Here is a 13,277-nt window from a genome sequence, read left to right on the forward strand (position 1 = left end):
CTTCATTTTTTAGTCATGAAGGGCAAAAATCTTTTAAGAAGACATAAAGCCATGTTTACGAGCATGGTAAACAGTAAATAACCCGATCAGGGCAAAAGCCAGCATAAACCACGGAAAAGAAGCTGCCCCAAAACTTTCAAGCAGTCCTCCGCCAATCATTCCACCGAATGCAATAGCAAGGTTAAATACCGTGACCAACATAGACTGCGCTACATCTGCTTCGTGACCCGCAGTATTTGCCAAAGCTGTTTGTAATAATGTCGGAGCCCCACCAAAAGTAACTCCCCATAACACAACACCCACCAGCACGACAAAACTTGAAGAACTATAAACACCCAAGAGCACTGTTGCGATAGCAAAAATAAATAAGCTTAAAAGCGTTATTTTTCTTAATGAACGGTCGATAAACATGCCTGTAATGAGAATGCCGACAATTGAAGAAATGCCGAATATAAACAGGATAGTCTCAACTTTGTATGTCTGCCCTGTCGAGGCCAAAAAAGGTGAAATATAAGTATAGAGAATGCTATGCGCCAATATCCAAAGGAAGACGACTGCTAAAACAGCTCTAATGCCCGGCATTAAAAGAACTTTTAAAATGGGTAATCTTTTTTGCGCTGACTGCCCTGCAAAATCAGGAATACTAAAACGAATCCAGACAAATAAAATCAATGCCAGTAAAGACATGATCCAAAACACGCCACGCCACTCAAACAATGTTCCCAACCATGCACCCAAAGGCACCCCTATTGATAAAGCTATCGGTTGCCCAACCCCAGCAATTGCTAAAGCTCGTCCTTGATACGATGTAGAGACCATACGTCTTACATAACCCGCTAAAAGCCCCCAAATAACACCCGCTGCCATCCCTGCAATAAAACGAGCAATCAAAGTCAACATATAGTCATTTGATAAGGCAGTAATCGCGTTAAATACAAGTAACCCTGCAATAGCACTGAGTAATAAGGGTCTCCGATTCCAACTACGGGTAAGGCTAATCAGCGGTATTGCCGCTAAAACAGAACCTAAGGCATACACTGCTATAAGCTGCCCTGCATAAGCTTCTGAAATATGTAAGCCTTGACTGATTTGAGGCAAAAGCCCTGCTGGCATGGTTTCTGTCATAATGGTCAGAAAGCCTGCAACTGTAAAAGCCAACAGTTTCCAAATTGGTAATTGAGTAGAGAATTCATCAGTTAACTGATGAGATGTTTCATTACTCTTAGTATTCATAAAGCTTTACTCTCAAATTCTTTTAAAGCGTACTTACTCTGCTCTGCATCGCTATATGCTTGTTTTATCAGGTTAGGATGGAAAAGCATTTGTTCTCCATGTGAACTAAAATCATTATTTTGGAATGATCATTCCAATTTAAGTTAAATAAAAACCTTAACTATTCAGCTCAACCATAGTTAAGGTTTAAATGAGTTTTATAAAACGTTTAAAGCAACCTCGACCACATCCATTAAACATTGCTTTCTTTGTTCAAGTGGGCTGCCTTTCCCTAGAACACGTAAACCTTGCATGTTGTTTAGAAAGAAACTTGCTAATGCACGTGGGTTTTGGGTAGAAGAAATTTCACCAGATTGTTGAGATTTAATTAATAAACTCTCTAAAGCATGTTGAAGTTTCTGTAGGTTACTTGCAACGAATTGAGAGACATCTTCATCATGCCCAGCCAGTTCCAAACAAGCATTTGCAACAAGACAGCCTTTGTATTCTGAATCATTCAGCTCATCTTCAACCACATTTATCAATAATTGCCGAATCAGTGCTTTTGGTGAACCTGAACCAGACAACAGCTTCACATTGTTAAGTGTGGTTAAAAGTTCATAGCGCTGTAAGGCTTTTTGATAAAGCCCTTGTTTGTTTTGAAAGGTACTGTAAAGGCTACTTCTAGATAGCCCCGTACCGTCAACCAAGTCTTGAACTGAAGTTGCAGCATAACCGCGACGCCAAAAAACCTGCATTGCAGCATCAGCAATTTCATCAGTTTCAAATTCTTTGGTTCGCATAAACACACTTAATAGGAACGATCGTTCCAATTAATTTAAGATAGACTAATAAAGAAGTCAAACTAAAAAATTATTTCATAGGTAAACATTTCTGCAATTTGAAAATGACGACTCTATATTTTTTATAAAATTAAAAATATTTAATAAAAGCTACGCCATCTGGACCATTCAAACCCAGCTAACCTCTTTCTGTTTTTCATATTTTTGTCTTATTCTTTCTGCATTATTTTTAGATTTAATTTTTTCGCTTGAATACATTATAAAAACATATTATAAACTATTTCTAACCAAATAATTGGTTTTTTGGAACTTTATAATGAACAACAATATTATAATTTTTGGTTATGGAACAGGTATTTCCAAAGCCGTAGCACATAAGTTTGGTAAAGAAGGCTATAAAATCGGTTTAGTGGCACGTAATGCTAAAAAACTCGAAAAAGCCATTTTAGAACTTAAAACACAAGGTATTGAAGCTTATGCTTTTACATGTGATTTAGCGGTTCTTGAAGATATACCAAACCTTATTCAACGCATTAAAGATCAATTAGGAGAGATTAAAAATATTCATTGGAATGCTTTCCATGATATTGAAGGCAATATCTTAAAAACCCCTCCATTAGAGCTTACTAAAAGCTTTCATATTCGTGTTTCGAGCTATATTGCGACGGTACAAGCTTGCTTAGGTGATTTAGAAAAGAACCACGGTAGCATTTTATCGACAAATGGAATTTTTGCTTTCGATGCAGTGGGCATCGATTTGGTTGCCAAAGAGTACTCATCATTAGCAACTACTGCTGCCGCTCAATATAAAGCCACCAATTTGCTTGCTCATAGTCTTGCTGACTCAAATATTTACGTAAGCCAAGTGATTGTAAATGGCTTTGTCGATGGAACCCCTGAAGCGAAGGATAAAACCTACGCGGTACATCCAGAAACAGTTGCGGATCAGTTCTGGTACCTACACCAATATAAACAAGAAACTCTTTCTCTTTGTGGAGAAGCCATTCAAGCTGCTTAAACTATTTCTAATGAGAGAAGAAGCGTAATCAATTAGGCTTCTTCTCGTTTTTAAATTTATGTTTGTATATTTCAAAATTCTTTAATTTTTTCATACTCCGAAGGATCAATTTTATATTTTTTAAATAAAATAGAACGTACAGAATCATTTATTTCTTCATCATGCTTAATAATTAAATAAATATCTTTTTTAGTCAGAGGAATTTCTTTTAGTAAATCTGGTAAGTGTGCTGACCTTATAGCACCGACTTCACTTGGTTGTTTCAAAATATTCGGATCTTGTTTTTCAAACTTAAAATCTACACCTTGTAAGTTGAAATAAACCATAACTCTTCTATTTAGAGAGTCACTATCATCATATAGAATTGTGCCTGCTGGAAGGATTGTATATGATGAATAGTTATCGAAATTTGATGCTATTCGTAAGGGTTTCTCTAAAACATGAATTTCGGGTGCTTTTGTACGACCCCAGAAGTAATAATTCAATAAAGACTGTATGATAAAAAGTAAAATTAGTAAGGTAATTAATACATTCTTTTTCATATCCACTTCTTATTAAAAATATCTTTTATTCTTTAACTATAAATTCATAAGTCTTATCCAGCTCCCCATCACCACCAGCATAAAAACTAACGTATATATTAATAGTAAAAGTTCCCTTATACTTTGGAACTCCAGAAATTTTTAAATTATTAAAAGCATCTGCTTCATTTTGATCTATTGGCTCAATAGAGATATTCATATCACTAGGGAAATTAGTTTCAACTTCAAAAGAATATGGTATCACTCTACCACCTGATATGTTTAATTGCTGATTATATGCCTTACCTACATAGGCTACTGGAAGCCTTTCAGGCTCAATTGTATATTCGTGACCACACCCTGCCATAAGTAACAAGGGAATACCTAAAGTTATCAATTCAAGTTTCTGATTTTTAAACAAATTATTTTTCTTCCCATATAATTGGAAATTTTTCTGATTTAGATACATTACCAATCATTGCAGAGAAAATTGCTTGGCATTCTAAATTGATTTTTTTAACTGAACTGATATCTATAGGTTCACAGCTTCTATTATCACTATTTGAGCAGAATTCTACAGATACATCAATTTTGTTATTTTCAATTTTATCTATATAAGCATCCAACATTTGATTGTTATTAGCAGTATTTTTGCAAACAATTTTTTTTGATGAAGATTCTTTTACTTTATCTAGAACCTCATTGTTCTTAAAATTAATAGAAAAATTTAACTTTTCATTACTTTTAGCTATATTATCTACCGTAAAGTTTGAAAAACTCTCACTACAACCTATTAAAGCCAATGAACTCAATAAGAATACTTTTTTTATCATTTTATGACCTTTTTTAACTCAGAAATTAAAAGATCTGAAGCTGATATTTTATTTTCTAAAAATTTTTTTTCAAAAAACATTTCAGAAGCTTGTCCATGATGATAAGTAGAAACACTATTAAAATTAGCTTTTGCCGTATCATCGTCATTCCATCTTCCACCTAAAATTGCGATATAATCATCTCTATAATTCTTTAAAGGCTGAGAGAAGATATTAATCCATTTTTTCGCGACTGGATCTGGCTCTAAATAATAAATACGAGCACGATCATTTCCAACGCCACTTTTGCTAAGTAGAATCCCTACAGGATCTATTGTTATCAGAGTATGAACTGTGCAGATTTTCGCTTTAGATAATTCTTCTGATAATCCTGCAACATTCCATCCTCCTAAACTATGGCCCACTAAATTGATCTGTGTATTTGGTTCTTCTTTTAAAATATTTTTGATATCTGTAAGTAAATTTAATAAAAGTTTTCCTCTATATCGCTTAACCACACTATCAGTACTATAAGCCTCTTCATAACCATAATATTCAAATTTAGCTTTAGTTATTTGTGAGCTAGATGCTTCTTTAAATTTTCTCATACATGATTTCATGATGCCCGTAGGGCCAGCTCCAATATCATCTGGAAAATCTATATCCAAAGGACGTCCCAGAAATTGATATTTATCAGCAGCACCACCAACAAATGCAGTAAAACTTTGCTTATATACATCTAATACAACAGGCTGTATAGGAGGTATGACACATGCACGACCACAGGTTTGTTTTGCAAAGCTTTCTAAAGCTATAGCAGCATCATTCATGTTTAAATTTCCACATGTATTTTATATTGCTTATTCGGCTCTTCAGTTTCCAACTTAACCAAGCCTGTTCTATCTAACTTACCGCGTTCAATTTCTTTATCATTTTCATCAAAAATAATATATCCCGTGCCTGGTTTCAGTTTATTTCCTTGTTTATCCATTACATCAAACCATACACCATATTTTTGTTTTCCTTGTTCAGGTAAATACGGTAATGAACTATTTACACTCCCGCCCCCCATAAACTTATGCTGTCCAGCCTTCACCTCAAATTTGCCACCTGTGGTCATAAAAATACCCGAACCAGTAATTCTGACTTGAGAGCCGCCTGCGGTGAGCACAATTTCCTTGGATGCGGTCGCTTCGATTTTGTCTTCGGTCGAAATCACCTGAACAGCTTTACGGGCAATTAAATCTGCTCCATCACCTTGCGCTTGTATCTCGACTTTACCTTTACCTGCATACAACCTAGCCCCTTCTTGCGCTGCAAAAAGGCTAATTTTATTTTGGGCGTGTGCAATCAAGTTCTTTTGGGTAGATAGGTTGATGCTATCACCCGCAGTTTGGTTGAGCTGCCCATCTGCACTTAAGTGAATGTCTTCATTACTCGCGACCGCAATACTATTTGGGCTTGCCAGTAGCATGATCGCATCTTTGAAAGTTTTGGCTTTTGCGTTGTCTTGCTGCTCAAGTTTTTCAATAAAAGATTTTAGGTTTTCTAAATGTTCTAAGGGGTCAGTTTGCTGATTTTTAGCAATCTCACTGAGTGCCTTGGCATTGCTAAGCCCACCTTCGATTTGTTGTTTGGCCTCATTTGCATCTAGGTGTACGCCTTGAGCTTGGTCTTGTTTATGGGTACTAATAAGTAAACCACTGCCAGCTCGTACCGCGCCCCACTGGTCAGTTCTGAGTTCAAATCCTTCTCCACGACCGTCGCTTTCCGCCTTGTCTTTTGGATGGCTTAAGTTACCCAAGTTGAGTTGGCTGGCTGCATGGCTGCTTTGTAGCTGGGCACTGATTTGTCCTGTGGTGTCATCAAAGCGGAGTTGGTTAAAGCCTTTGCCATCGACTTCTTCTGATCGGATGCCACTAAGCTTTTTAGTGTCAGGTAATTGGCCTTTCTGGTCGAACTGGGTTGGGTGGCGTTCAGCTTCGTGAATACGTCCCACCACAAATGGCCGGTCAATGTTGCCGTCAAAGAAGTCGATCACCACGATCTCACCAACACGTGGCAAGAAGCGCGCGCCATAACCTGCGCCCGCCCATGGAGTGAGTACATCCACCCAAGCCGAATCGGTGTCATTGTCGTTACTACCGGCTCCACCATCATGGCTATGGTCATCAGCTCGGGTAAACAGGAAGCGGACTTTAATACGTCCCCACTGGTCAACATGAATGCTTTCGCCTTCTAGTCCCACCACTTTAGCTCGCTGTGGGTAAGCTGCTGGTCGGTGCTCTAGCGGATTATACTCAGGTACAGCTTTTATGTTGCGTCGAACGACATTGAGTTCAGCAAAGTGGCGCTGCTCAGGATTTTGCGTGTCGAGTTCAGCTGCCTTAAGTTTACCTTGTGGTAATAGGCGTTCGATTTGCTGTTGTAATTCTTTCGGTAAATTATTCTGGTTGTAGTAGTGCTTGCTTAAGATCAAAAATTCTTTATCAGCACTGTCATGCTGGTCGAGTTCAGGGTGGTCATTCAGTTCAAACCAGTAACCTACCTGTGCATCACGGACGTTACCTGAAACGGTAAATTGTTTAGAAGTTAGGTGATGGTAAGCATTGATGTTCTGATTGAACTGTTCAATTTGGTTATTGCCGGAAGCGGTGGCTTGGTCTTCGCCCTTTAAGTCCTGCATCCACGCGGGGCTGACATGCCATGCATCTTCAAGGTTTAGGCTCGCATTGTCATAGTGTTCGCTGTGCTTTTGGGTGCCTTGTACGCTGCCACTGCCTTCTTCTTGTTGTAGCGCATCGGCTTGCCAGCGTTGAATATGTACCGACGTTGGCTGTAAGCTTCGTTCAGCTTTAACTTGAGTAATGGTATCGAACTGTTCTGTCGCACTGCTGCGTTGGTAACGTAAGTTACGGCGCTCAAGGGCTTTATAATTTTGATTTTCATCAATTAAACGTAGCACTTGTGGCTGAATGGAAGCATTCGGGTCAGCGACTAAAAGCTGTGATTCATCTATAAGCCAATTAATGCCTTCACTACGCCACAAACGGGTTAAAAAGTCATAATCGCTTTCGTTAGACTGCATCACAAATGGACGCACATCGTAGTCTTTGGTTAAGCCAGATGTATCAAGGGTTAAGCTTGAAGCAAATAACGGACTTTTGCCTTGCCATTCTTTAAACAAAATTTCGCTAATATCGCGCACGCTTTTATTCATAAATACGCGGCTATTGCGGCGTTTATGCCAGAGTGCAGTTGGGTCTTTTAAAGTTAAATTATAAATGGTGAGTGAGCCGTCACTTTGACCTTGGCTCGCTTCGGTAATAATACCTGTCGTTCTAAAAAATTGGCCCATGTCAGTGACCTGATCAATGGCAACCTGACAGCCAATAAATTGTTTTAATGCAATATGCGCATTTGTAGACAGGCACAATAATTCAGCAACGCTACCCTGATTAAGGGTATGTTCGCCTTCAATACGTTGCAAGAAGACTTGCTGATTTAAAGACTGATTTGAGAATTGGATATGAACAGCACGATTTTGTGAAACAAGGCCTAGACGTTCCAATATACTCGACACACTCATCTGCATTTTTATTATCAATCAAACTTATATTTAAGCCCTATTTTAATTAAAAAAAGACTAATCTGTCTATATATACTCATTTTCAAAATGTAACTAGTCTAAATATGCTATTTTTACGTTACCTACTTATTAAATGAGTATTTAAACAGTAAATCCAAACTATTTTTAATTGCTATAAAATACCGAAATATAATTTAAATTTATTATTAAAAATCAACAAAATAAAACTAATTTTCAAATTGATGAAATTCATAAATATATTTAAATAGAGAAATTACTTAGAAAGACATACAACTGCAAAGAAATAGTGCCAACAAACTGTCAATACAGGTGATTCGGATACTAAAGAAATGCTTAAAAGTTTAGAATAAAGTATTAAAACTTAATGTTGATCCTGCTCTAATAACTTACCTATTGCTTCACCGTATACCCATTTATTTAAAATACCTTCTGAACTTTCTAGACCTACAATATCAAGAAAACTTTCAAATGTTGTTGCCACTTGTTCTCGATCTTCTGTATCAAGCGTATCAGGATCGATTTGACTGATTCCATGAGCAAGGACATGTAAAAGTTCTGCTTTAGTTGGTTCATTCTTTTGTTGATAGAGAGCAATAAAAGCTTGCGCAGTCTCAGCAACTTTGCGATTTAAACTTATAGCTAATGCAGGCTCTTGAACACCCGTATATAGCTGTCCATCTCCAGCAAAATGATCTTGTGTTTTAAACTTTTCTAATTGTTGAATAACAATAGAGTTAGAGTTTTGAATACTCATTTCTGTTTTATTGTCAGTTTTTTGGGCACAACCAACTTGTGAACTTAAGACAGCCATAACTAAAACCAAAAGCTTTTTCATAATTCTATTAATTTTTTATTTAAAGAAAGTAAATATAAACCAATTTAACCATAAATTTCCATTACTTATAAAAATATATGGGCCACCTATTTTATTCTTTTTCTCACGCCCACATATATTTCGTATTTAAATTACCCTTCCCATTTTCTAAAAACGAGACAGGTATTTACCCCACCAAAACCAAAGCTATTACTCATGACTGTTTTGAGTTCAGTTTTTCGGCTCGTTTGAACAATATCGAACTTTTTAGCTTCTTCGCGCAGTTCGGTAATATTAATACTCGGCGCAATAAAGTTATTTTGCAGCATTAAAATAGAATAAATGGCTTCGTGTACGCCTGCTGCCCCCAAACTATGCCCAGTCATGGACTTGGTCGAACTGAGTGGCGGGACTTTTTCACTACCAAAAGCTCTTTCTATGGCCAATAGTTCTGGAATGTCGCCTGCTGGCGTTGAAGTGCCATGCGTGTTGATATAGTCGATAATATCTGAGCCGTTTTGTTTGGCTTCTGCGAGTGCCAGTTTAATGCAACGTGTCGCGCCTTCACCACTTGGAGCTACCATATCGACACCATCACTATTGGCAGCGTAACCAACCACTTCTGCCAAAATTTTTGCTCCGCGTTTTTGGGCATGGCTTAAAGACTCCAAAACCACCATGCCGCCACCGCCAGCGATCACAAAGCCGTCGTTATCGATAGAATATGGGCGTGAAGCGGTTTCAGGTGCATCGTTATATTTAGAGCATAAGGCGCCCATCGCATCGAATATTGCCGTTTGGGACCAGTGGTCTTCTTCGCCACCACCCGCCAGCATCAGATCTTGTTTACCAGCCGCAATAAGGTGATATGCATAACCAATTGCGTCGGCTGAAGTCGCGCAGGCACTCGCGACCGATTGAGATACGCCTTTTAAGTTAAAAGCACGCGATAGGTTAGAGCTAATGGTGCTGGTGAGGTAGCGTGGCGCTAAATCGGGCGATACCTCGCTTGCACCTTTTTCTTTTAGGGTATGCAACATGTCGATGATAGACGCTGTCGAACTGCCACCTGTTCCCCCAATCACGCCATACTTTGAGTTGTTGGCAATATTATTTACATCAAGCTCGGCATGTTGTAACGCATCGAGTGCCGAGTTGTAGGCATACATCGCGCAAACGCCCATGTGTTTTTTTAGTTCTGGATCAATATTTTCAAAATTCATTTCGGCAGTGGCGCTCACATGACTTCGAAAGTTTAGTTTTGCATAGACATCGTTATAGCGAATGCCTGAGCGGCCTGCTTTTAAGGACTCGGTTACTGTCTCTAATGTATTTCCAATACAGGAATTAATTCCCATACCTGTGATGACAACTCGTTCCATTCTTATCTCTATAAAAACGACAAAAATAGATCTTAACAATCAAGTTCTTTTTTGGAACTGGCAAAATATTTCTATATTTATTATTTTTTCTCATCGAATATAAATAAAAATTTAATAATAATTCTGTTATTTTAAAAATATATTTAGCTTTATTATTAAATCAAAAATATTTTAAATATTAAATTGACGTATTTAAAATCACCGATTATTATCTCGTTGCTGGCCTACATTGCCAGACGGTTTTGACAGACCGTAACTCGTAGCGAATTGTAGTTCTACTATAATTCGTTAGACCCTTGCGTCCCCTTTCTTTGCGGTAGGACGGGAGGGGGACGCCCCGCGCGTGCTGGTTCTACGAGTCCAGTCTGTCAACCCCCTTTCGTTCTACCACCCTAATTAATTCGCGGTAATCTGGTGGTAGGACTCCATTTTTTAAGGAGTTGACCATGACATTTTTTAATCTCGTTTTCTCTGTTTTTTAACTATTTTATTGATTTAAAATTTGGGTTTTTACGCCTTATTTTTTTAAATTTATAAACTAATTTTATTTTAAAATTTTAATTATTTTATTTTCCTGTATTTATAGGAGGATTAACTTTTATTTAAAAAATTATTTTAATTTCCCAAGCAATTATATTTTTTATTTTAGTTATAGATATAAATACTCATGAGAATAATATGAAAATTTATAAACCCTTTTTGGCTTTAAGTTTCATAGTCTGTAGCTTAGGTATTGCAGGTTGCAGCCTTCATGCTCAACAGGAGTTTGAAAAAATTTGCCTGTCAGGTGGGCATAGCGAGGCCAGTTGTGACTGTATTTACCAGCAACTTGAAAAAGCTTATTCCCCGAAAATGATGCAGCGCCTAGAACATGTCAGTTTGCAAAGTCCTGTTCTCCCACGGGACTTTGCCCCTACTTTTTTAAGCACCATGCAGCGGTGTGACAAAAGTAGTCTGGGCTAAGCATTGGCTTAGCTCTTTATCTCTGTGTCGCAATGGGGTTGTACTTTAAATCAGCGCAAAAAATTAAAGTCTGTTGTGGCATAGGGGCCTAAACCGAATTCAAAATAAGATAAATAAAAGGCGTTCTTGTACGTTTTATCCTACAAACTTTTAGGGTTTTTGCGGATTGGCGACACCCTTCTTTTTTCATAATATGAAGTCATACAGGAACAGGATGTTCCGGAACATAAAACAACAATAATAGGTTCATGCATCAGGATCGTGAGATACGACAGGAGTCATATCTAGTACCCAAATACGAAAAAGCCCAACAGGATGTTGGGCTTTTTTTATGTCTGAATATTTAGGGTTTAAAAATTTCTGGCAGGCTATTTATAAGAATATGAGGAATGTTGTTTGGATAAACAATTTCGTCAGTTTGTCTGAGTTCATCAAGCGTCCACCACCGACTTTTATTAATCACAAGCTTTTCTTGTTCAGTCCAGTTCGATGTGTTCACTTCTTCATTTTTAATAAAAACAATAAAGAGTCTTTCATCGGAAGTCACAACTTCCGCACTTGGTAGCATCATTTCAAAATTGCGTGTTGCAACATGAGTGCCTACATTTTGCCGAACTACACCTAACTCTTCATAAAGTTCTCGGCAAGCTGCTTGCTCGAAGGTTTCCCCTTCTTCCAGTCCTCCGCCTACGGTTGCCCAATGGGATTGTCCAGCTAAAGCATCATTTGTATGAGTGAATTGAAATAAGAGGATTTGATGATTTTCATTAATAACCAATAGTCTTGAAGATTTTCTAATACGCATTTGATTTTTTCTTGAAGCAACAAGATGGCTATTATTCATATTCACTTTGCAAAGTTAAATCATTTCTCTATGTACGTTTTATCCTACAAACTTTTAAGGATTTTGCGGATTGGCGACACCCTACTTTTTTTCTAATATGAAGTCATACAGGAACAGGATGTTCCAGAACATAAAACAATAATAATACGTTCAAGCACCAGGAGCGTGAGATACGACAGGAGTCATATCTAATCACCAAATACAAGAAAGCCCGACAGGATGTCGGGCTTTTTTTATGCTTATTTAAAACTGATATTTATACTCACCTATAGCGGGGTATGCGCCTGTTCTTGCTTTTTATGGCGAATCCAACGCACCACCCAAATAACCGCAATCAGCACCACTATTGCCACAAGCGCAGGCACCAGCATAGCTGAAACCGAAAGTAAGATTGCTCCAATCCACTCACCTGTTGCGACTACAAAATTCCCTAAACCACCTGTGGTTGCAGTTGAAACACCACGTGCAGCAACGGTACTCATTTGCACCACACCTGCCGTACCACCACCGACAATAATCGCTGCCGCCCAAGTAGCAAACTGAGACATTTCCCCACTACTCACAGCCATTGTGGTAAGCGTACCCGCAATCATGGCCGCAGGGGTCGCGACTGTGTCCAAGGCGTTATCGACCCACGGAATGTAGTAAGCTGCAATTTCACACACCGTTGCCACACCTAAAGCCAAACACACCGATGGCAGAGCTAACCACTCAAAGCCTTTTGATGGCTCAAACCATCCCATCATGGTTGCAATGCTCATGACCAATAGCGGCACAAACACGCGAAAACCGCAGGCAGCGCTCAGGCCCACACCAATACATAAACCTAATATTGTTTCCATAACGGTTTCCTTTTCATGCCCATCACGGGTCTTGTTATGTAAGTCTTATTTTTAAATTAACAAAAAGCCCCATCGGGTGACAGGGCTTTTTGTTAAATGCGAACGCAAATATTATTTCATTCTTAACGTTTAAATTGCGTGCAGTAGCATTTCGTGCAAGGTGGTAAAGGGTCTGTGTTAATTTCTAAAAACACTCTGTGTCCGCATTGAGCACAGAAATAGAAGCCTGTTCCGGGTTTTTCGCCAGCTGTTACCATGATTACATTCCTATAATCGTATATATATTAAACAGGAATATAACCCACTTAAAGTGAATGTCAATTGTCCATTTCGCCCGATGATGATGGCATAAATGCAAAAAATGTTATTTGTACGATTTATCTTACACAGATTTAGGGATTTAGCGGATTGGCTGTCCCCTGCTTTTTTTCTAATATGAACTCATACAGGAACAGG

At 38.1% G+C, this 13,277-nt stretch carries 14 protein-coding genes; 2 read left to right on the top strand and 12 right to left on the bottom strand.

Annotated elements, in window-relative coordinates:
• Positions 1 to 33 precede the first annotated feature (33 nt).
• Both ACG59Z_RS15980 and ACG59Z_RS15985 read right to left on the bottom strand, forming a co-directional pair.
• Positions 34 to 1,233, bottom strand: a complete 1,200-nt coding sequence (locus ACG59Z_RS15980) for an MFS transporter (protein ID WP_400200264.1) — start codon at positions 1,231 to 1,233, stop codon at positions 34 to 36.
• 197 nt (positions 1,234 to 1,430) lie between these two features.
• The gene (locus ACG59Z_RS15985; RefSeq protein ID WP_400200266.1) at positions 1,431 to 2,015 is read right to left on the bottom strand and encodes a TetR/AcrR family transcriptional regulator; all 585 of its coding nucleotides are present in this window, start codon (positions 2,013 to 2,015) and stop codon (positions 1,431 to 1,433) included.
• Positions 2,016 to 2,331: 316 nt separating this feature from the next.
• On the opposite strand from ACG59Z_RS15985, the gene ACG59Z_RS15990 reads away from it, so the two are divergent.
• Entirely contained in the window at positions 2,332 to 3,033 is a 702-nt protein-coding gene (locus tag ACG59Z_RS15990; protein ID WP_400200267.1) for an SDR family NAD(P)-dependent oxidoreductase, read from the top strand.
• Positions 3,034 to 3,104: 71 nt separating this feature from the next.
• Here the strand turns inward: ACG59Z_RS15990 and ACG59Z_RS15995 are convergent, their stop codons facing one another.
• The 7 genes from ACG59Z_RS15995 to ACG59Z_RS16025 all read right to left on the bottom strand — a co-directional run bounded on the left by ACG59Z_RS15995 (position 3,105) and on the right by ACG59Z_RS16025 (position 10,172).
• The gene (locus ACG59Z_RS15995; RefSeq protein WP_400200268.1) at positions 3,105 to 3,575 is read right to left on the bottom strand and encodes a hypothetical protein; all 471 of its coding nucleotides are present in this window, start codon (positions 3,573 to 3,575) and stop codon (positions 3,105 to 3,107) included.
• A 25-nt stretch (positions 3,576 to 3,600) separates the two neighbouring features.
• Complete coding sequence (locus tag ACG59Z_RS16000; protein ID WP_400200270.1) at positions 3,601 to 4,023, bottom strand: hypothetical protein; 423 nt, start codon at positions 4,021 to 4,023, stop codon at positions 3,601 to 3,603.
• The gene (locus ACG59Z_RS16005; RefSeq protein ID WP_206224415.1) at positions 3,977 to 4,387 is read right to left on the bottom strand and encodes a hypothetical protein; all 411 of its coding nucleotides are present in this window, start codon (positions 4,385 to 4,387) and stop codon (positions 3,977 to 3,979) included. Before ACG59Z_RS16005 ends, ACG59Z_RS16000 begins: the two co-directional genes overlap by 47 nt.
• Complete coding sequence (locus ACG59Z_RS16010; protein ID WP_400200273.1) at positions 4,384 to 5,196, bottom strand: hypothetical protein; 813 nt, start codon at positions 5,194 to 5,196, stop codon at positions 4,384 to 4,386. The genes ACG59Z_RS16005 and ACG59Z_RS16010 overlap by 4 nt, the downstream gene beginning before the upstream one ends.
• A gap of 2 nt (positions 5,197 to 5,198) precedes the next feature.
• Positions 5,199 to 7,961: a type VI secretion system Vgr family protein gene (locus tag ACG59Z_RS16015; RefSeq protein ID WP_400200275.1), complete on the bottom strand. Its 2,763-nt coding sequence runs from the start codon at positions 7,959 to 7,961 to the stop codon at positions 5,199 to 5,201.
• A 376-nt stretch (positions 7,962 to 8,337) separates the two neighbouring features.
• Positions 8,338 to 8,811: a DUF4844 domain-containing protein gene (locus ACG59Z_RS16020; protein ID WP_400200276.1), complete on the bottom strand. Its 474-nt coding sequence runs from the start codon at positions 8,809 to 8,811 to the stop codon at positions 8,338 to 8,340.
• A 131-nt stretch (positions 8,812 to 8,942) separates the two neighbouring features.
• Entirely contained in the window at positions 8,943 to 10,172 is a 1,230-nt protein-coding gene (locus ACG59Z_RS16025; RefSeq protein WP_400200278.1) for a beta-ketoacyl synthase N-terminal-like domain-containing protein, read from the bottom strand.
• A 678-nt stretch (positions 10,173 to 10,850) separates the two neighbouring features.
• On the opposite strand from ACG59Z_RS16025, the gene ACG59Z_RS16030 reads away from it, so the two are divergent.
• The gene (locus ACG59Z_RS16030; protein ID WP_400200279.1) at positions 10,851 to 11,135 is read left to right on the top strand and encodes a hypothetical protein; all 285 of its coding nucleotides are present in this window, start codon (positions 10,851 to 10,853) and stop codon (positions 11,133 to 11,135) included.
• A 343-nt stretch (positions 11,136 to 11,478) separates the two neighbouring features.
• Here ACG59Z_RS16030 and ACG59Z_RS16035 read toward each other — a convergent pair whose 3' ends face one another.
• From ACG59Z_RS16035 to ACG59Z_RS16045, 3 genes are all read right to left on the bottom strand, one after another.
• On the bottom strand, positions 11,479 to 11,979 hold the full coding sequence (locus ACG59Z_RS16035) for an NUDIX hydrolase (RefSeq protein ID WP_400200281.1): 501 nt from the start codon (positions 11,977 to 11,979) through the stop codon (positions 11,479 to 11,481).
• Positions 11,980 to 12,245: 266 nt separating this feature from the next.
• The gene (locus ACG59Z_RS16040) at positions 12,246 to 12,821 is read right to left on the bottom strand and encodes a DUF4126 domain-containing protein (protein WP_057691244.1); all 576 of its coding nucleotides are present in this window, start codon (positions 12,819 to 12,821) and stop codon (positions 12,246 to 12,248) included.
• Between the two features lie 122 nt (positions 12,822 to 12,943).
• Entirely contained in the window at positions 12,944 to 13,078 is a 135-nt protein-coding gene (locus tag ACG59Z_RS16045) for a zinc ribbon-containing protein (protein ID WP_001983336.1), read from the bottom strand.
• Positions 13,079 to 13,277: the final 199 nt, after the last annotated feature.

It is taken from the genome of Acinetobacter sp. ABJ_C1_1 (assembly GCF_044684115.1).
GTDB lineage: Bacteria > Pseudomonadota > Gammaproteobacteria > Pseudomonadales > Moraxellaceae > Acinetobacter > Acinetobacter nosocomialis_A.

Coding starts and splice junctions, on each gene's coding strand:
- ACG59Z_RS15980 (WP_400200264.1), bottom strand. CDS start 1,233: ATGAATACTAAGAGTAATGAAACATCTCATCAGTTAACTGATGAATTC.
- ACG59Z_RS15985 (WP_400200266.1), bottom strand. CDS start 2,015: ATGCGAACCAAAGAATTTGAAACTGATGAAATTGCTGATGCTGCAATG.
- ACG59Z_RS15990 (WP_400200267.1), top strand. CDS start 2,332: ATGAACAACAATATTATAATTTTTGGTTATGGAACAGGTATTTCCAAA.
- ACG59Z_RS15995 (WP_400200268.1), bottom strand. CDS start 3,575: ATGAAAAAGAATGTATTAATTACCTTACTAATTTTACTTTTTATCATA.
- ACG59Z_RS16000 (WP_400200270.1), bottom strand. CDS start 4,023: ATGTATCTAAATCAGAAAAATTTCCAATTATATGGGAAGAAAAATAAT.
- ACG59Z_RS16005 (WP_206224415.1), bottom strand. CDS start 4,387: ATGATAAAAAAAGTATTCTTATTGAGTTCATTGGCTTTAATAGGTTGT.
- ACG59Z_RS16010 (WP_400200273.1), bottom strand. CDS start 5,196: ATGAATGATGCTGCTATAGCTTTAGAAAGCTTTGCAAAACAAACCTGT.
- ACG59Z_RS16015 (WP_400200275.1), bottom strand. CDS start 7,961: ATGCAGATGAGTGTGTCGAGTATATTGGAACGTCTAGGCCTTGTTTCA.
- ACG59Z_RS16020 (WP_400200276.1), bottom strand. CDS start 8,811: ATGAAAAAGCTTTTGGTTTTAGTTATGGCTGTCTTAAGTTCACAAGTT.
- ACG59Z_RS16025 (WP_400200278.1), bottom strand. CDS start 10,172: ATGGAACGAGTTGTCATCACAGGTATGGGAATTAATTCCTGTATTGGA.
- ACG59Z_RS16030 (WP_400200279.1), top strand. CDS start 10,851: ATGAAAATTTATAAACCCTTTTTGGCTTTAAGTTTCATAGTCTGTAGC.
- ACG59Z_RS16035 (WP_400200281.1), bottom strand. CDS start 11,979: ATGAATAATAGCCATCTTGTTGCTTCAAGAAAAAATCAAATGCGTATT.
- ACG59Z_RS16040 (WP_057691244.1), bottom strand. CDS start 12,821: ATGGAAACAATATTAGGTTTATGTATTGGTGTGGGCCTGAGCGCTGCC.
- ACG59Z_RS16045 (WP_001983336.1), bottom strand. CDS start 13,078: ATGGTAACAGCTGGCGAAAAACCCGGAACAGGCTTCTATTTCTGTGCT.